The organism is Syntrophorhabdaceae bacterium, assembly GCA_028698615.1.
Taxonomy (GTDB): Bacteria; Desulfobacterota; Syntrophorhabdia; order Syntrophorhabdales; family Syntrophorhabdaceae; genus Delta-02.
The window spans coordinates 33,873-52,193 of the sequence record JAQVWF010000015.1 but is presented as its reverse complement, the minus strand read 5'-3'; the positions used below and the strand labels follow the sequence as shown (position 1 = coordinate 52,193).

At 54.0% G+C, this 18,321-nt stretch carries 15 protein-coding genes, 1 tRNA gene, 1 other RNA gene and 2 pseudogenes; 12 read left to right on the top strand and 7 right to left on the bottom strand.

The window, feature by feature from the left end; all coding sequences use genetic code 11:
* The first annotated feature begins 5 nt into the window (after positions 1–5).
* The 9 genes and pseudogenes from PHC90_07470 to PHC90_07430 all read left to right on the top strand — a co-directional run bounded on the left by PHC90_07470 (position 6) and on the right by PHC90_07430 (position 8,657).
* Positions 6–308, top strand: a pseudogene (locus PHC90_07470) (sigma-70 factor domain-containing protein).
* A gap of 489 nt (positions 309–797) precedes the next feature.
* Positions 798–1,553: pseudogene (rpoD, locus tag PHC90_07465) on the top strand (RNA polymerase sigma factor RpoD).
* Positions 1,554–1,882: 329 nt separating this feature from the next.
* Positions 1,883–2,674, top strand: a complete 792-nt coding sequence (locus tag PHC90_07460; GenBank protein ID MDD3846184.1) for an electron transfer flavoprotein subunit beta/FixA family protein — start codon at positions 1,883–1,885, stop codon at positions 2,672–2,674.
* A 15-nt stretch (positions 2,675–2,689) separates the two neighbouring features.
* Positions 2,690–3,670 (top strand): electron transfer flavoprotein subunit alpha/FixB family protein, encoded by a 981-nt coding sequence (locus tag PHC90_07455; GenBank protein ID MDD3846183.1) that lies wholly within the window; start codon positions 2,690–2,692, stop codon positions 3,668–3,670.
* A 5-nt stretch (positions 3,671–3,675) separates the two neighbouring features.
* On the top strand, positions 3,676–4,965 hold the full coding sequence (locus tag PHC90_07450) for an FAD-dependent oxidoreductase (GenBank protein MDD3846182.1): 1,290 nt from the start codon (positions 3,676–3,678) through the stop codon (positions 4,963–4,965).
* 11 nt (positions 4,966–4,976) lie between these two features.
* Positions 4,977–5,255, top strand: a complete 279-nt coding sequence (locus PHC90_07445) for a 4Fe-4S dicluster domain-containing protein (protein ID MDD3846181.1) — start codon at positions 4,977–4,979, stop codon at positions 5,253–5,255.
* Positions 5,256–5,501: 246 nt separating this feature from the next.
* The gene (locus PHC90_07440) at positions 5,502–7,040 is read left to right on the top strand and encodes an adenylate/guanylate cyclase domain-containing protein (GenBank protein ID MDD3846180.1); all 1,539 of its coding nucleotides are present in this window, start codon (positions 5,502–5,504) and stop codon (positions 7,038–7,040) included.
* A 140-nt stretch (positions 7,041–7,180) separates the two neighbouring features.
* Positions 7,181–7,912 carry an ABC transporter ATP-binding protein gene (locus tag PHC90_07435; GenBank protein ID MDD3846179.1) on the top strand — a complete coding sequence of 244 codons (732 nt, stop codon included), beginning with the start codon at positions 7,181–7,183 and terminating at the stop codon, positions 7,910–7,912.
* Positions 7,902–8,657 (top strand): ABC transporter permease, encoded by a 756-nt coding sequence (locus tag PHC90_07430; protein MDD3846178.1) that lies wholly within the window; start codon positions 7,902–7,904, stop codon positions 8,655–8,657. The genes PHC90_07435 and PHC90_07430 overlap by 11 nt, the downstream gene beginning before the upstream one ends.
* A 7-nt stretch (positions 8,658–8,664) precedes the next feature.
* On the opposite strand, the gene dacB is transcribed toward PHC90_07430, so the two are convergent.
* From dacB to PHC90_07395, 7 genes are all read right to left on the bottom strand, one after another.
* Positions 8,665–10,179: a D-alanyl-D-alanine carboxypeptidase/D-alanyl-D-alanine-endopeptidase gene (gene dacB, locus PHC90_07425; protein ID MDD3846177.1), complete on the bottom strand. Its 1,515-nt coding sequence runs from the start codon at positions 10,177–10,179 to the stop codon at positions 8,665–8,667.
* A gap of 42 nt (positions 10,180–10,221) precedes the next feature.
* Positions 10,222–11,868, bottom strand: coding sequence for a glycosyltransferase family 39 protein (locus PHC90_07420; GenBank protein ID MDD3846176.1), 1,647 nt, complete (start codon positions 11,866–11,868; stop codon positions 10,222–10,224).
* Between the two features lie 6 nt (positions 11,869–11,874).
* Positions 11,875–13,449, bottom strand: coding sequence for a glycosyltransferase family 39 protein (locus PHC90_07415; protein MDD3846175.1), 1,575 nt, complete (start codon positions 13,447–13,449; stop codon positions 11,875–11,877).
* Positions 13,450–13,655: 206 nt separating this feature from the next.
* An RNA gene (gene rnpB, locus PHC90_07410) (RNase P RNA component class A) lies at positions 13,656–14,023 on the bottom strand.
* On the bottom strand, positions 14,016–14,414 hold the full coding sequence (locus PHC90_07405) for a ribonuclease HI family protein (GenBank protein MDD3846174.1): 399 nt from the start codon (positions 14,412–14,414) through the stop codon (positions 14,016–14,018). Before PHC90_07405 ends, rnpB begins: the two co-directional genes overlap by 8 nt.
* Positions 14,414–15,124 (bottom strand): C4-type zinc ribbon domain-containing protein, encoded by a 711-nt coding sequence (locus PHC90_07400; GenBank protein ID MDD3846173.1) that lies wholly within the window; start codon positions 15,122–15,124, stop codon positions 14,414–14,416. Before PHC90_07400 ends, PHC90_07405 begins: the two co-directional genes overlap by 1 nt.
* Before the next feature lie 107 nt (positions 15,125–15,231).
* Positions 15,232–15,304, bottom strand: a tRNA-Ile gene (locus PHC90_07395).
* Between the two features lie 226 nt (positions 15,305–15,530).
* Between PHC90_07395 and PHC90_07390 the strand changes: the two genes are divergently transcribed.
* Genes PHC90_07390 through PHC90_07380 form a run of 3 tightly spaced genes read left to right on the top strand, consistent with a single transcriptional unit; the run spans position 15,531 to position 18,280 of the window.
* The gene (locus tag PHC90_07390; GenBank protein ID MDD3846172.1) at positions 15,531–16,877 is read left to right on the top strand and encodes an NADP-dependent malic enzyme; all 1,347 of its coding nucleotides are present in this window, start codon (positions 15,531–15,533) and stop codon (positions 16,875–16,877) included.
* A 9-nt stretch (positions 16,878–16,886) separates the two neighbouring features.
* Positions 16,887–17,726 carry a fumarate hydratase gene (locus tag PHC90_07385; GenBank protein ID MDD3846171.1) on the top strand — a complete coding sequence of 280 codons (840 nt, stop codon included), beginning with the start codon at positions 16,887–16,889 and terminating at the stop codon, positions 17,724–17,726.
* Positions 17,723–18,280, top strand: coding sequence for a Fe-S-containing hydro-lyase (locus PHC90_07380; protein MDD3846170.1), 558 nt, complete (start codon positions 17,723–17,725; stop codon positions 18,278–18,280). Before PHC90_07385 ends, PHC90_07380 begins: the two co-directional genes overlap by 4 nt.
* The last annotated feature ends 41 nt before the right edge of the window (positions 18,281–18,321 follow it).

The window sequence follows — 18,321 nt, the reverse complement described above, 5'->3', positions numbered from 1 at the left end:
TGGCCATGCCTGAAAAAGTAAGGAGATATTATCCTTATGAAGAGAATCTTGAGAACAGGGAACTGTACGCATTCATATCTGACGGCGAAAAGCCCAACAACATCCTCGATGATATCGATCTTTTCGAGATCGAACACCGGGAGGAAGTGAGCGGCGTGGAGAGCGCCGGGGCCGATGAGGTTCTGGAGGGGGATATTGAAGAAGTATGTGACGACGATCTGATCAACCCTATCCGTCATTACATCAAGGAGATGGGCAGTATGGCGCTCTTGACGCGGGAAGGTGAAAAGGAGATCGCACGTCTCATGGAAGAGGCAAAGGAGGAGATCAAACAGGTCCTTCTGTCATTTCCAGGCACCGTTAAGGAACTTCTCAGCGCCCTTATGGCGCTCAGAACATCGAAGGCGGCCGTGAAGGACATCACCGTCGAGGCTGACGACGAGGAGGAGGGAGACACCGAACTTGAATATCAGCGGGAAAGGGTGATTGCCCTTCTCGAACGCCTCAAGGAAGAGCACGTGAGGTCGAAGGAGAACACGAGGGGCGGGCACGACGGCCGCAGCAAGGAAGTGCAGAAGATCATCATGGAGATCAACCTCAGCAAGAAGATCACGGAAAAGATCATCCTGCGCATGAAACGGTACGTCGACCGCATCGATAAGATCGACGTGGAGATTGCCCGGTACAAAAGGTCAAAGGAAAGGGGAAGCAAAAGACATCTCCAGGCCCTCATGAGCAGAAAAATGAGGATCGAAGATGAGATAGGTATCTCTTCAAGGCTCCTGAAACATTACCTGAAGCGGGTCGAGAAGGCGGAACGCGAGTGCGCCGGAGCCAAGAACGAACTGGTCAAGGCCAACCTCCGTCTTGTGGTGAGCATCGCGAAGAGATACATAAACAGGGGCCTGTCGCTCCTGGACCTTATCCAGGAAGGAAATATCGGCCTCATGAAGGCAGTCGACCGTTTCGAATACAAGCGAGGCTACAAGTTTAGCACCTATGCCACCTGGTGGATACGCCAGTCCATTACGCGTGCCATCGCCGATCAGGCAAGGACCATACGCATTCCCGTCCACATGATAGAGACCATCAACAAGATCATCAGGGTGTCCCGCGGCCTCGTGCAGGAACTCGGCAGGGAGCCCTATCCTGATGAGATAGCCGACAGGATAGGATTTTCGTCGGAAAAGGTCAGGAGGGTGCTGAGGATAACAAAGGAGCCCATTTCTCTGGAAACGCCCATAAACGATGACGAGGATACGCATCTGGCGGATTTCATCGAGGACAAGAATGTGCTTACACCGCAGGATTCAGCCATTTACGAAGACCTCGTGACAAACCTCAACTCCATCCTTTCGACGCTCTCACCAAGGGAGGAAAGGGTGGTGAGGATGCGTTTCGGACTGGGGGAAAGGCAGGATCATACCCTTGAAGAGGTCGGACAGGTATTTGAGGTCACCCGTGAACGGATCAGGCAGATCGAGGCCAAGGCTTTGAAAAAGCTCAGGCACCCGATGAGGGCGAAGCTCCTGCGCTCTTTTGTGGACCTGTGATATCAGGAGATAATGACCAACGAAGAAGATAATGACCAATTTACCAGTAACCAATTGACCAAACGAGAAACAGGACAAAGTTGCGGCGTCTGCTCCCGTTTGGTTATTGGTTATTTGCCGTCTCTCCATTTGCCAATTTTTCCTTGACAAAGGGGGCGCCGGTAAAATAATTTATGCAAAATCTTCTCGTATCCAGATGATAAACTGAGAACAAACAAGGGGTTTTCTTATAGCTTGGTATAGATGACTTGAATCTTGCTTGACTCCCGGCAGTTCGTTGTTTTTCGTGGTTTTCGGTACAAATCCACACATTAGAGGAGGCTGAAGAAGTGAAGGTCCTAGTGTTCATGAAACAGGTGGCTGATACGGAGGCGCGGATCATCATAAGCTCCGATCAGAAGACTCTCGAGATAGAGAATAAGTATGTTGTGAACTTCTTCGACGAATTTGCCGTTGAAGAGGCAATACGGATCAAAGAGTCGTTGAAGGACGTGGAAATAGCGGTGTGCACCTTCGCGCCACGCAGGGCCGTCGAGGCCTTGAGAACGACGATCGCCATGGGTGCCGACAGGGCTTTCCTCATCGACAGCACGAACCGGGAGACCGACGATCCCCTTATCGTTTCCCGCATTCTTGCCGGATTCGCAAGGAAAGAGGGATTTGATATCATACTCTGCGGGCGTCAGGCCATGGATGATGAAAGCGCCAATGTAGGCCCCATGGTGGCCGAATTCCTGGCGCTGCCTCACGTAAGCCATGTGGTGAGGCTCAGCGTCACGGATGCGGGCACGGCCGAGGTTGTAAGCGAGATAGAAGGCGGCAGGAGGGTGTCGGAGGTTTCGCTGCCGGCCCTTTTCACCGCTCAGAAGGGTCTTAATGAGCCCAGGGTGCCTCTCATCACGGGAGTGATGAAAGCGATGAAGACCGAGATAGCCATTGTCGATCCCGCGGCCATCGAGACACCATTTGGCCCTATAGACAGCGAGGCGTCGAAGATCACGGTGCTTTCCTACGAGCTGCCTGCGAGCCGCCCTGCGGTTCGCATCATAGACGGTGCGTCTCCCGAAGAGAAGGCGCAGAACCTCGTAAAGGCGTTGAAAGATGAAGCTAAGGTACTGTAAAGAGGAGGATTGCGCATGACCAGGGACGTTTTGGTCTTTATAGAATGCAGGGACTCTATGCCGAGAAAGGCATCGCTCGAATTGTTGTCCGTCGGCAGGGACATGGCCTCAAAATTCTCTTCCACGCTTCTTGCGGTGATGCTGGGGTCCGGGTTGAAGGAGGCGGCCGATGTCGTAAGCCGCTATGCTGATAAGACCATTCTTGTGGACAACGGTTCATTTGCGGACTACGGTTGGGACATCTACGGGTCGGCCCTTGAGGAGATATTGAGGAAGTACGAACCCATGATCGTTCTGGGCACGTCATCAGTAACGGGCAAGGACCTGTTTCCAAGAATGGCCGCGCGCCTTCAGGCGGCCATGGTATCCGATGCAGTCGGCGTTGATCTCGGAGGAGAAGGGGTAAAGATAAAGAAACCTCTTTTTGGCGGCAAGGTGATCTCATGGCTTGCGCCCAGTTCGGATTCGACGGTCATTGTCACCTTCAGGCCCAATTCTTTTGCCGTTGCTGATGCAGGCCAGAGGGGCGATATCATTGAGGAAGGGGCGGCCGGGACCAGGAACCCGGCTATGAAAACCCTGTCGTCTGGAAAGACCGGCTCCGTGAAGGTCGATCTTCAAGAGGCGGATTTCATCATCTGCGGAGGCAGGGGCATGAAGTCTGCCGAGCATTTTGCAGTGCTCGATGAAATAGCTGACCTCATGGGCGGCCGTACGGGTGCGTCAAGAACGGTGATTGACAGCAAATGGAGAGAATACGATGACCAGATCGGAAAGAGCGGTAAAACGGTGTCTCCAAAGCTGTACATCGGCTGTGGTCTTTCCGGCGCCCTTCACCACATCATGGGGATGGACACATCCAAGGTTATTGTTGCCATCAACAAAGACCCGAACGCTCCCATATTTCAGTATGCCGATTACGGCATCGTTGATGATCTTTTTGCAATCCTTCCCCCCTTGAGGGACCAACTGAAGAAGACGCGGGAAGAGATGTAGGGACGATGGACAAGATCGATGTCGTGATCGTTGGCGCCGGTCTCGCCGGTCTATCCTGCGCATTCGTCCTCGCCGGCCACGGCCTGCAGGTCGTTGTGGTGGAGCGTGGTGACTCTCCGGGCAGCAAGAACGTGACGGGGGGCAGGCTTTACCTGAAGCCGATAAGGTCCATGGCGTCGGATATGCTCGACGGTGCTCCCTTCGAGCGCAAGGTTGTCCGCGAACGCTGGAGTCTCCTGGGGGGCGGAAACTCCATCAGCCTCGATCATACAGCCGACAGGTTCAGGGAAGATGACCACAGCTATACGGTTCTCAGGGCCCGTCTCGACAGGTGGCTCTCCGAGCGGCTTGTGGCCAAAGGCGTTTTTGTCATTCCAAGGTATCGTGTCGATGACCTTTTGTGGGAGAACGGGGCCGCGGCCGGGATAAGATCGGGGGCGGAAGAGATCCCTGCCCGTGTCGTCGTGGCGGCGGACGGCGTTCTCTCTTTTATGGCCGGCAAGGCCGGATTAAGGCCCCCCATGACGCCGAAGGGTTTTGCCGTCGCCATGAAGGAAGTCCTCGAACTGCCCGAAGAGAAGATAAATGACCGCTTTAACGTCGCCGCCGGCGAAGGCGTGGCCCATCTTTTTCTCGGTGACGTGACAAAGGGCATTTTCGGAGGCGGTTTCCTCTATACGAACAGGGATACCCTTTCCCTGGGGGTCGTGGCGGGCATCAACGCGATGATGGAAAGGGCCCCCGCGATAGATGCCCCGACCCTCCTCGAAATGTTCAAAGAACGCTACGAGATGCGCAGGATCCTCGAGGGGGCGAGGATCGTCGAGTATTCCGCACACGTCATTCCCGAGGGAGGCTATAAGGCCATTGGAAAACTCTGCGGCAACGGCATTCTCCTTGCCGGTGATGCCGCGGGTCTTGCCTTGAATATGGGTGTGACGGTGCGAGGGATGGAATTTGCCATCGCCTCCGGCATAGCAGCCGCCGAGGCCATCGTCGAGGCGAACGCATACGGCGACTTTTCGGAAAAAGGTCTCTCAGGCTACGAAAAACGGCTCAGGGAGGGCTTTGTCATGAAAGATCTTGAGGCATGCAGGGACATGCCGGGCTATCTTGAAAATGAATCGTTTTTCTCTTACTACCCCGAAACCTTCCCCGGTCTTCTCGAGAGGATCATGTGGTTTGACGAAAACCCCAAGGGACCTTTGGGAAAGGCGCTGTGGAACGGATTGAGGTCATCGGGTGCGTTGAGCATAAGGCGGCTGCTCGAACTCTACCGCATAAAGAACATCTGAGGTGAAGCGACATGAAGATAGATGAAAAGCTGGCCCTTGATGCCTTCAAGACGGACAGGGAAAGCCATATTCTTATAAACCATGATATCTGCAGGTCGAAATGCACGGCCAGATACTGCCTGACGATCTGTCCGGGCCATCTCTATACATTCAACGAAGAGGACGATGAGATAGTTGTCGAATACGCCGGCTGCCTGGAATGCGGCACCTGCATGATAGCCTGCAGGGAAGGCGCCATCCAATGGAATTATCCCAAGGGCGAATGCGGCGTACAGTACCGGTACGGATGAGAGACAGTTTCAGGTTTCATGTCTCAGTCTCCAGAAAAAGGAGCTTCCTTTCACTGGCTTGTGATCTTGTCGTGATCGAACCCTGAGACCGGCAAGCCCCGCAACAAGCCCCGTTTCTTGCCCCCTTAAACGAGAAAGGCAGACTGCTTCCAGTTATACTGTCCAATTATTCTCTTGACAAGCGACTTATACTGTATAAATATGTAAAATATTGGTGAAACTACGCTGTAAACGGGGTGAAAAGGGATGGGCGAATCGAACAGTCGCAAATGGATAGACAGTAAGGAGCTTTTACATAAGTCGGCGATATCGAGGGCAACCCTCAACAACTATATCAAGCTCGGCATTATCCCGAGGCCGGTTGTGAAGAGCCCGGTGGAAAGCCAGAGAGGGACGAAGAAGATCGGCTATTTCCCGGAAACTGCCTTAGACACTATCAGCGAGATAAAAAAGCTAAAGGGACAAGGCAAACCCATGGAAGTTATCGCCAGGGAGGTGGGGGTGCCCTCCGGAGAGCCCGTTTACGGCGGGCCTGAGCGTCGCAGCTCCATCGCGCAGGCTGCACCCGTCGAGATATCGGATGGGGGGCTGCGGCTCACCCTCGATGAGATCACCACACCGGCGTATCTCCTGAACTATCAGTTCGAGATCGAGTGGATCAACGAGGCCGCGGAACAGAGCATATTCGGCAAGCCGATCAGGTCGATAAGGGATGTCGAGTTCAGAAATGTTTTCCGGCTTTTCCTGAGCTGGGAGTTCAGTCATTTTGTCAGGAACTGGGAGGACTTCCTCAGTTACCACATGGCGTTCTACAAGGTAAAAATGGACAGGGGGCAGCTCGGTCAGCTTTATACGGGTATGTCCGGCAGGGAAACAGAGTATCTGGAGGGGGCCTATGACCGTGCTGAAAAGATGCCCTCGGAGAAGATTTACGGCCATCGCGTCGACATTGAAGGACACGCCGGATCCCGGGAAGAGTATTTTGTATACACAACGTTTTTTCGCGAGGGAATGTTCTTTCTCTATGTCCGGGCGGACAGGGCTCAAAAAAGCATTACCGAATTCCTGTCCAACCGCGAGACTGTCGTACGCGATCTGCTGCAGCAGCGTTTGCCCACCCTCGTTTCCTTCAGTGTGCTTGTCGCCGATCTGCAGAACTCTGTTCGCATATGCGCAGAGCTGCCTCCCGAGGAATACTTCGAGCTTATAAACAGCATGTGGAGGATACTGGAAGAATCCTTCAGGCGTTTCAACGGGATATATGGCAAGAGGATAGGCGATGGCGTGGTCTACTATTTCCTGAAGAAGCAGGACCCCGATTATCTCATGAACTCGATCAACTGCGCGCTGGCGATACGGGGGAGGATGGCGGATTTTTCCAACGAGTGGAAGGTTCGGAAGAGATGGCTCAACGACCTTTACCTCAACATAGGCATAAACGAGGGGCAGGAATACTTCAGCACCACGACACCGTCCTCGACGAATATTGAATTTACCGCCCTGGGTGACACGATCAACTATGCATCGAGATTATCTAACCTTGCCCGGTTCGGCACGGTCCTGACCACGAAGAATGTAATTAACCACCTGGGTGACGACGATAAGAGAGCGATCCGCTATGGCATCAGGAAAACGTCGGAAGAGAGGGAAGTCTTTGTGGAAAACGTCTTTTCCCGCATCGACGACCTTCTCAACGGAAACGACACGTGGCGCCAGCGTTTTGCCGACATCGCGACCCTGCCTGTAACGGAGATCGCGGAGAGAAGAACGGCAGCCCCGAAGTAAGATAGCGAGCATTTGGTCTTTTCAGACATCTCATGGGATCTGTGGGTTTGTTGCAGGCGCGTAATCCCATTAGGCGCTTCGTATGACGAGTTGTCTCCTATTTCTTTCCCGCATTGTTTTCTGCTATCATTACATCATTCATGGAGATCATTACCGCCAGGAATCTGACGAAGGATTATGATGGGTTCAGGGCTGTCGACAGCGTCAGCTTTTCCATCCATTCGGGGGAGTGTTTCGGCTTTCTGGGGCCCAACGGGGCCGGCAAGACGACGATCATGCGCATCCTCCACTGCTTCCTTCCGCCGACGGGAGGTCAGGTCAGGATCCTCGGGTATGACGTCACGAAGGATCCGAGTCTTATCAAGTCGCGCATGGGGGTGATGCCCCAGGACGACAGTCTCGACCCCGACCTTTCCGTCATCCAGAATCTTGTCGTTTACGGCAGGTACTTCGACATGCCGAAAAGGAAGACCGTGCCCCTGGCGAAGGAGCTTCTTGCCTCCGTGGGTCTCATGGAGAAGATGAAGGCCAGTATCAGGAGCCTGTCGGGGGGTATGAAAAGGAGCCTCCTTCTCGTCAGGTCCATCGTGAACGATCCCGACGTCATCATACTCGATGAGCCGACGACGGGCCTTGACCCCCACAGCAGGCAGATGGTCTGGAGGAGGCTGGAAGGTCTGAAGCGGCAGGGCAAGACCCTCCTCTTGACGACGCACTACATGGAGGAGGCCGAGAGGCTTTGCGACCGCGTCGCCATCATGGACAGGGGGAAGATCATCGTTATCGCTTCGCCCAAAGACCTCATGGAAGAACATGGAGGAAATCTGGAAGCGGTCTATCTGAAGCTTGCGGGGAGGAAGCTTGAAAATTAAGCGGGCCCTTCGGGTGTGGCAGAGGCATTTCACGGTCTACAGGAAGCTTTACATGTCCAGCATCGCCCTTAACTTTGTCGAACCCCTCCTCTACCTCGTCGCCTTCGGTTTCGGTCTCGGGGGATATATCACCGAGGTTCAGGGGAGGCCTTACATCAATTTTATAGCGCCGGGCATCATAGCCTCCTCATCGATGTTCGCAACGGTCTACGAATGCACCTACGCCACCTATGTCAGGATATTCTATCAGAAGACATTTGACGCCATCCTTGCGACGCCTGTCAACATAGACGACCTCATAGCGGGCGAGCTCATATGGGGGGCTACGAAAAGCGTCCTCTACGGCATCATCATTATCGCCACGATAAGCGTTTTTCATCTCGTCGATTCCTTCCTCATCGTTCTTGTCGTCCCCGTTCTGTTCATGAGCGGCCTCATCTTCGCAGAGATCTCCCTCGTATGCGTGGCCCTGGTTCCGGGTGTCGATTCCTTGAATTACTTTTACACACTTTTTCTGTCTCCCATGTTCCTCCTTTCGGGGATCTTCTTTCCCCTCGAAAACCTTCCCGCCATTGTGGGTAAGGTGGCCTGGTTCACACCCCTTTACCACCTGACCAATATTTGCAGGGCCCTTGCCGCCGGATCTCCCGGCAATGCGGTGGAGGGCGCAGTGTGGATAATCGTCGTCGTCATTATCCTCTCCCCTCTTCCTTTCAAATTGATGCGCAGGAGAATAATCAGGTAGCGGCCGCTTATTGTTCTGGTGAATGATGATCGAGGAGCTTGAGGACGACTCTGTCCGTCATCGTGTCCACAGCGGACATTGCGGTATGATTGTTCGAGAAGATGGAAAAGACAAGCCTTTCGCCATTCCTCGTCGTCACGTATCCCGACAGGCTTCTTATGTGTGTCATCGTCCCTGTTTTTGCACGTATCCTGTCTGCGGCACGAGAACCTTTGAGCCTGTTGCCGAGGGTGCCGTCCACGCTCATGATGGGAAGGGATTCGAAGAAATATGAAGCGTGGGGACCCTGTGCCATGATTCTCAGTACCTGAGCGACACTGTCGGGCGTAACGAGGTTATGCCGGGAGAGGCCGGACCCGTCGGCCATGACAACCCCGGTTGTATCGATGCCGGCATTGCTTAGGATGACAAGGGCCGCCGCGGCGGACCCTTCGGTCCGCGTGGCACCCGTCGTCCTGCCCACCGCAAGGAGAAGCAACTCCGCATAGAGGTTGTTGCTGAGTTTGTTGACCACCTTGATGATCTCGGAAAGCCGGGGAGAATGGTGGATGGCAACTGTTTTCCAGACGCCCTTCATTTTTCTTGCCGATATGTCCACGGTTTTAGGACAATTGCGGGCGCAGAGGATCTGTCCTTTCATGCCGATCCCGGCGGCCGCAAGGGTTTCCTTGAAGACAAAGCCTCCGAAGTGGGCCGGATGGTTCACAGCTACGTAATGGGTCATCATCTGGCTGCCCGGACCGATGGAGCCGGCTATCGACAGGGTCCTCGGCGTCGTGTACTCAAGGTTGATGGTGTCACGGCCCGTGTCCTTCCTGCCCTCGAGACGATTGACGAGGCGGACATAGTCCGTGACCGGTTCCATGACCAGGCGCGCCTCTTTCCCCGGTTTGACGGCCGGGGTTATATCAAGCTGTATGCAGTTGTTGTTGTATGTAAAGGCGTCCCTGGGGGCACAGAAGCAGCTTGTCGCATCTGAGTCCCAGCCGGTCTCGCGGGGCGGTCCCGAGAAGCCCGAGTTGTCGATGACAAGATCGCCGCGGATCTCCCTAATGCCCATTTCCCTCAACCTTTTCGACCACACCCGGAATACGTGGAGCACATCGCCGCCATAGAAGTATCCCGATATCGTGGGATCGCCCGACCCCTCTATGATGAGATCGCCGTGAAGCACACCCGAAGCTACCGAACCATTCGTTGCGAGCCTTGTCTCGTACCGGAAATCGGGTGATAGGGCGAGGAGGGCTGCCGCCGTGGTGAAAAGCTTCATATTGGATGCGGGCACAAATAGCTTGCCGGCATTGTATTTGAAGATCCTTTCCCCTGTGGTCAGAGAGTCGATGACGATCCCCATGTGGGCGGAACTGAGTGCGGGGTCGTCGAGGATCGTCTCGAGATCGTCCTCAAGACTCTGCGTGGCATCTGCGCGGGCAGCCGGAGGAGAGCAAGGGCACAGGAGCACGAGCAGAACGAGGATGGCCTGAAATAGCCTGAGCACCGCGGGGGTTGTGTCTTTGCTCATGGGATAATCGGGAAACATTATGGGGCTGTGCGACCTCACCCGTCAATAGTTGGCAATGAGACAGCGGTCGTTCTGACAGACGCGTGTCCTCAGGCGTCCGGGAAAACGCTCCTCCAGGTCTTCTATCCTCTTGAACTTTGTGATAAAGAGGACCTTTTTCCCGGAGCCGACAAGGCGAAAGAACTCCTCTTCATCCATGAACACTTCCCTGGCATCGTCATATTTCGCGCCCATGGCAAGCTCGCCCGCGTATGATGCGATCCTGATGGGCCTTCCGAGGTAGAAGGGAACGGTCAGGTCCAGTGCGGAGTAATTGATTATGAAGTCCGGCCGGACCTTCTCCTCCAACGCCGCCAGGGCCAGTTTCTTGGCAGTGTTGACCCTGTCTACCACCCCTGAATGGGCCATTATAGCCAGAATAGTGGAAAGAGAAAAAAGGAAAAGAATGGCGAAAAGGTTTTTCGGCACCCTGAAATTCTTGAAAAAGAAAAGGACAAGGCATACCGCCGCAGTGAGGGATATCCAGAGGGAGAAAGACCGCAGGTCGTGTGTGATGGACGGGGCATCCATCGAGATGTCCGCAATGTAGGCCATGAAGTCGGGACTGAAATACAAAAGGCAGGAGAAGGCCAGTATTGCCATGAAGAGACAGTAGATGATGACCTCCCAGCCCCGGTGGAACAAGGACTCCCTGTTCTCATAAAAAAGGATCCCAAGGGGCAGGGCGAGGGCTGGAAACACAGGGAGAATATAAGGTGGAAGCTTCGAGCCGGAGACGCTGAAGAACACGAAGACAAGAGCTGACCATATGAGGAAGAATCTGCAATCCTGTCTTTTCCAGGCGAAAAGGGCGGCGCGGGGAATGAAGAACGACCAGGGAAACATCCCACCGAAGAGAATGGGTATGAAATAGAAGATTGGCCCGCCCCGTTTGTGCTTTGACGATATGAAGCGCAGGAAATGCTGATCCACGAAGAAGAAGTCGAAGAACTCCCTTTCCCTGATGGAGATGATGATGAACCAGGGGGCCGCGATGGCGAGGTACAGAAGGGAGCCCCGAAGGGGTTTCATCTGCCGTATGAAGGAGATGTTCCTTTCCGTCAGGAGGAAGATGAAGATGGTCCCGCAAAGGAGAACAGGCGCAACGGGGCCTTTCGTGAGCGTAGCCAGGGCCATGGCCGCATAGAATCCATAAAGGAAGGCGTCCTTTTTCTGCCGGTAGTGCCCGTAAAAGCACAGAAGGGCCAGAAAGAGCCAGAAGGTGAGGACCATGTCCGTGGTGACTATCCGCGCCATTCCGATCAGACCGAACGACGACAGAAGGATGAGGGAGGCGAAGGCCGCCGCCCCCTCGTCGACCCATCTGCGGGCAAAGAAGAAGAGGCACAAAACACAGAGAAGGGCCGCAAGGGCATTGGGAAACCTGAAGGACCACTCGCTTATCCCGAAAGCCTTGTACGACAATCCAACAGCCCAGTAAAGAAGGGGGGGCTTTTCAAAGTACCGGACATCATTGAGGCGGGGAACGGTGAAATCCCCGCTTTGCACCATCTCTTGCGGTATTTCGGCGTATCTTCCTTCGTCGGGCTCCTTCAGGGAATAATCGCCGAGACCATAGAAGATGAAGGCATAGGACAGGACAAGAAGGATGATCGTGTATTTGACAAAGGTCTTTCCTGGTCGTCTCATTGGTCCTTATCCGTCATGTTCGCGCTTAAAGCTGAAGAGAACCATTGCCGTGTCCCCGATGCGGTCTTCCGTTCGTATCGCGGCGCCGGGGATGGCCTCCATCACTTCTGCCGCATCGCGCTTTCGGGTAAGGAGGTAGAATTTCTTCTGGCCCGATGCGAATTCCCTGAGCCCGGCAATGTCATGCTCCTCCACGTGGACGGCAAATCTCCCGACGTAGTATACATAAACTCCGCGCATACTGCCATAGTAGACCCAGGGGACATCGTCACCCGCGAGGGCCCGTATCTTTTCGGCCATGGGTTTCGGTGACTTGTACCGGTTCCACTTTTCGAATATGGAAATGTTCCCCGTCATGTAGGCCAGGGCCATGAAGACGGCAATCGAGGCGAAGGCGGCTCGCGCGCTGTGGAACCTGATCGAGAGAAAGATGAGGATACCGATGCCGATGGCCAGCGAACCGAGTATGATCCTTTCAGGCAGGAATTCGCCATAAAGAGGTGTTCTGTACACAAGAAGCGCTATGCCCAGGGCGCAGAAGATGGCTGCCGTCAAGGAGAAGGCTATTCTGTTGTACACCCTTTTCCCATCGGCGATCGTCCCCGATACGATGACCGCAAGGGCCGGCAATGCCGGAAGCATGTACTTGCTGATCTTTCCCGACGATAGAGAGAGAAAGAAAAAGAACCAGACGAACCACACCGCGAAGAAGCGTGTGCCCCGGTTGCTTTTCCATCCCTTCACGGCTGCATAGAGGCCGAGGGGTAAAAAAAGGCTCCAGGGGAAGAAATCCAGGGGAAGCGTCGTGAAGTAGTAATAGAACGGCCTTCTGTGGCTCCAGGCATCGAAGAACCTCAGGAAGTTCTGGCGCAGGATGTTCTCGTAGAGGTAGGGGAATCCCTCCCTGACGTATACTGCGAGGTACCAGGGAAAGACGATGGCAACGAAGAGGAGGATGCCAAGCCACGTGTGTCGGCAAAGGAGTATCCCCAGTTCCTTCCGGGAAGCGCAATAGAGAATAACTACGGGAGCGGCGAGCGCCACGGCGAGAGGCCCCTTCGTCATGAAAGCGAGTGCGAGACAGATGAAGAAAAGGTAGTACCAAACCTTTTTCCCCGTTTCCATGAAGTGAAAGAACAAGAGCAGCGCAACAACGAGGGCCGCCGAAAATACCATGTCAACCTGCAGATAGCGGGCCTGCCAGTAAAAAAGAGGCGTCAATCCCAGTATGGCGACGCTGTACAGGGCACGAGTCAGGCCAAAACCCGAACGGACAACCAGGAAAATAGCGATGATAGTGATGATGGCGGCGAAACTGGAAGCGAGGCGCATGGAGGTCTCTTTTGGGAGCCATCGGAACGTCTTCGATGAAGCGAAGACGGCGTAATAGAAAAGCGGCGGTTTTTCGCCGTAGGCTTCATTGTTGAGGTGAGGCACGACGAGGTCCCTGTCGAGCTCTCTGACGATCTGCGCAAAGTCTCCCTCATCGGGAGCCCAGAAATCCCGGCTCCCGATGTTGGTAAGAAAAAGTAGTGCACTGGCTACAAGGATCAAAATGAGTGCGGCCCGGCTGCTTTTCATCGCAACAGACTATCCTAAATAACGTTAAAACGAAAGGACAAATGACCCATGACCACAGGAAGGGACAATAGCCAACCGAACTGAGAATAACCGGTGACCAAACAACAAAGATAATAACCAATGACCAGATCTCAATGACCAGGAAAAGAGAAAAGAAGTCTTTCAGGTTTGATCACTGGTAAATTGGTCATTGTCTTTTTGTATCATTAAAAGGGTAGACTGTAAGCCGGGTTCTGTTTTTCCGCTGCGGGCGGAAATGGTGATCATTTCTCTAAGGATCCGGGTTGCCCCGGACCTCAAGCGGCCTACCCGGGTACTGGACGGGCCATCCATGCCACCTTTAAGGCGGCACCCTCTTTGGCCTTGCATCGGATGGGGTTTACAAAGCTCCCGCGTCGCCGCGGGACTGGTGGGCTCTTACCCCGCCATTTCACCCTTACCCCCTTGCAGAGGCGGTATATTTTCTGTTGCACTTTCCCTGGGGTTGCCCCCGGTTCCCGTTAGGAACCATCCTGCCCTTCGATGCCCGGACTTTCCTCCCCGCTTAACGCGGAGCGATCACCCGTCTACCCTTTTAATATGGCATCCTTCGCGAGTTTATCCGCATCCCGGTTTTGTTCCCGGGGTATATATTGTATCGTAAAATGTTCGAAATTGCCCACGATTTCTTTGACCCGCCGCACATATGTGAAGAGCGTCATATTCTTGACCTTGTAGACCCCCGTAACCTGGTTCGCCACAAGCTGCGAATCGGTGTACACGGTTATATCTTTCACGGACCGCTCCACGGCGCTTGTCAGGGCATGAAGAAGTGCCTCGTACTCGGCCATGTTGTTCGTCATTTCGCCGAGAAAGATCCCCTTGGTGAATATGACGTTTCCCTTATCGTCCCTGGCAATTATCCCGGCGCCGGACTTTCCGGGATTGCCGGAGGAAGCCCCGTCAACATGAACATGCCAGTGCATCAGTCATTATCTCTGAAGAAGAGGATCCGGTTGCAGCTTGGACATTGAATGAGCCGCTTGTTCTTTGTGACCTCAATAAAAAGCTGAGGGGGGATGTTCATATTGCAGCCGAGACATACTCCGTTGCGTACGTTGGTGACCGCGATGCCTCCCCGTCCTTCGCGCAGAATTCCATAAATCGTTCGCAGGTTTTCGCTCACGATGGAGAGAAGGTTGTCCCTTTCCGTGGTGAGCTTTGCTATCACCTCGTCCATTGACTGTGTTTCCTTTTCTATCTCCGCCTTTTCTATCTCCGATTCCTTTTCCAGATTTGCGAGTTGTATCGTGGAAGCCTCGTAGTCCCTCTTGAGATCTTCCACCTTGTCCATGAGGACGAGAACATCTTCTTCGGTCCTGTCGTTCGCTTCCTTCGCGGATTCGATCTCTTTAAGGAGCGCCTGGTATTCTTTGTTTGTCTTCACGTCATAGAGCTTCACTTCCAGTTTCTTTATCTTTTCTTTCTCCCCTTCCAGTTCTTTCTCTTTCTTGTGTCGTTCCTTTTCCAGTTCCTCGATGATCTCCTTTTCCTTGTCGATCTTGTCGCGGATCCCGGACAATTCGTTTTCCATTTGCCTGAGTTTTCTGGGTGCCAGAAGAAGCTTCTGCTCTCCCTCCATTATCATCGATTCTATTTTCTGTGCCTCAAAAAGGGTTTCTAGTTCCTGCTCCACTGTATTGCCTCCAAAAAAGAAGAAGGGGTGTACCTGATGGTACACCCCTTCCAAGTGAGTTGATAATTCCGTTCTATAAGAAATTTTTTCACCATTTATTCATTTTATGGGCCCACTTGGGTTCGAACCAAGGACCTACCGGTTATGAGCCGGTGGCTCTTCCAGCTGAGCTATGGGCCCACTTTGATAATAAAATAAACGATTTCATCTCGGTTTGTCAATGACTGAATGGACCTGCGGTCCGGGTAATGGGCTCCAGGTGATGGGCAATGGGAAGAACCAAAGAATCATTTTCCATGACCTATTGTCCGTTACCCGACCTTTCTCTATTTTTCAATTCCATTTTCCGGCAAATCTATACTACAATGTCGACACAACTATGAATTTAGGGAGGAGGAGCCGTCTCATGAGCGACGACAAGGTCACCAAGGAAGAGCTTCTTGAAAAGGCCAGGAAGCCGGCGCTGGATGCGATGAAGATGCATCCTTTCTACAAGGGAAAGATTGAGATGGTTCCCAAGTGCGTCATCAGGGACATCGATGATTTTGCCATATGGTACACACCGGGCGTGGCGGAACCCTGTAAAGAGATACAGAGGGATCCCGACAAGGTGTTCGAATATACCAATAAGGGGAACACCGTTGGTATAGTCACCGACGGAACACGGGTACTGGGTCTCGGCGATATCGGGCCCATGGCCGGACTACCCGTTATGGAAGGCAAGGCGCTTCTCTTTAAGTACCTGGGGGGTGTCGATGCATTTCCTATTTGTCTCGACACGAAGGATCCTGACGAGATAGTGCGGACCGTAAAACTCATCGCCCCCGTTTTCGGGGGCATCAACCTCGAGGACATCGAGAACCCCAAGTGTTTCTACATCCTGGAAAAACTGAGGGCCGAATCGCCCATCCCGGTCTGGCATGATGACCAGCAAGGTACGGCGGCCGTTACCCTTGCCGGTCTTGTGAACGCCCTCAAGATTGTGGGAAAGAGGATCGAGGATGCCAGGATCACCATGATAGGCATAGGATCCGCCAATGTCTGCATAGTTCGGATGCTTATCAAGGCCGGGGCCGATCCAAAGAAGGTGATCGTCGTGGACAGTAAGGGAATACTCAACCGGAAACGCGATGACATCAAGCCAAATTACAAGGAAAAACTGGAGCTCGCCGGGATGACCAACGGGGAGAACCGTGAAGGCGACACTGCGGCGGCATTGAAGGGGCAGGACGTTCTTATAGCTCTTTCGAAGTCGGGACCGGATGTGATTCAGAAAGATTGGGTGGCGTCGATGGCCGATAACGCGATCGTTTTCGTTTGCGCCAACCCCATACCTGAGATGTGGCCCTGGGATGCCAAAGAGGCCGGGGCCCGCATCGTCGCTACGGGCAGGAGTGATTTTCCCAACCAGGTGAATAATTCCGTGGGGTTCCCGGCCATATTCCGGGGCACCCTCGATGTCATGGCCCGGACCATCACAGACGAGATGTGCATCGCGGCGGCCTATGAACTTGCCCGGTGTGCCGAGGATAGGGGGCTCGCCGAAGACCACCTTCTCCCGACGATGAATGAATGGGAGGTCTTTCCCAGGGAGGCCGTGGCGGTCGCAAAAATGGCCATGAAACAAGGCGTCGCGCGCCTGACGATCGACGAGAAGGAACTCTACAACATGGCGGTCACCAAGATCCGCAGGGCTCAGGACGAAGTGGGTCTTCTCATGGAGAAGGGCATCATAGCGCCCTACGTCGGTTAAGGAGCCCCTATGCGAGAGATCCATGTGGACGAGATCGTTTCCGTTGTCGAACGTTTGTTCATCGACGCCAATATCGAGCTTTCCGATAACATGTACGGTGCCATCCGTGACGCCATAGAGAAGGAGAACTCGCCGGTGGGCAAGGAGGTGCTCAGGGAGCTTCTCAAGAACGCCGACACGGCCCGGGAAGAGCATATGCCAATATGTCAGGATACGGGTCTCGCGGTGACCTTTCTCGAGATGGGTCAGGACGCGCACATCCTGGGGGGCGATCTTACGGAAGCCGTTTCCGAGGGCGTACGCCGCGCATACCGCAACGGCTACCTCAGAAAATCCTGTTGCCATCCCTTCAGCAGGAAGAACACCGGAGACAATACACCTCCCATCATTCACACGAAGATCGTGCCCGGAGACAGGATGAGGATCACCGTTCTGCCGAAAGGCGGCGGGAGCGAGAACTACGGGGAAGTGCGGATGCTCATGCCCGCGGAGGGCAAGGAGGGGGTCAAGGCCTTCGTCCTTGAGATGGTGCGCAAGGGAGGTCCGAATCCGTGTCCTCCCATTACCGTGGGAGTGGGCATTGGCGGCAATTTCGAGACATCGGCGTTATTGTCCAAGGAGGCCCTCATGGTTCCCGTCGGTGCACGACATGATGACGAGGAACTGGCCGCGATGGAGAGAGAAATGCTGAATGAGATCAACGAAACCGGTATAGGCCCTCAAGGGTATGGGGGTACAGTTACGGCGCTCGATGTCCACATAAAGATGGCTCCCTGCCATCTCGCCTCGCTGCCGGTGGCGGTCAATATTCAGTGCCACGCCCACCGCATCAGGGAGGCTCTGTTATGACATCGGGCATCAAAAGAATAACGACACCTCTTGCGGATGATGTTACAGGTTCTTTGAAAGCAGGTGAAAAGGTGCTTCTCAGCGGTTTTGTCTATACCGCCCGGGACGCGGCACACAAGAGATTCGCCGAGACCCTCGAGGCGGGTGGAGAGCTGCCTTTCGATATCAGGGGCCAGGTAATCTATTATTGTGGTCCGGCGCCGGCGCCGCCGGGCAAGGTTATCGGCTCCTGCGGACCCACCACGAGTTCCCGCATGGATGTGTATGCGCCAAGATTGATCTCCCTGGGCTTGAAGGGTATGATAGGGAAGGGCAAGCGCTCTGAAGGTGTCAGAGGGGCCCTCAAGGAGCACAAGGCGGTCTATTTGGGAGCGACAGGGGGGGCCGGTGCACTGCTCGCGCGCACCGTCGTCGCGGCGGACGTGATCGCTTATGAAGATCTCGGACCTGAAGCGGTCATAAGGCTCGAGGTAAAGGACATGCCGCTTTTTGTCATCAACGATACACATGACGGAGACCTTTACCAGGATGGCATGGAGCGCTACAAGAAGTGATGTCCATTTTGACATTTTAGGGCAAATATTCTAAAAGAAAT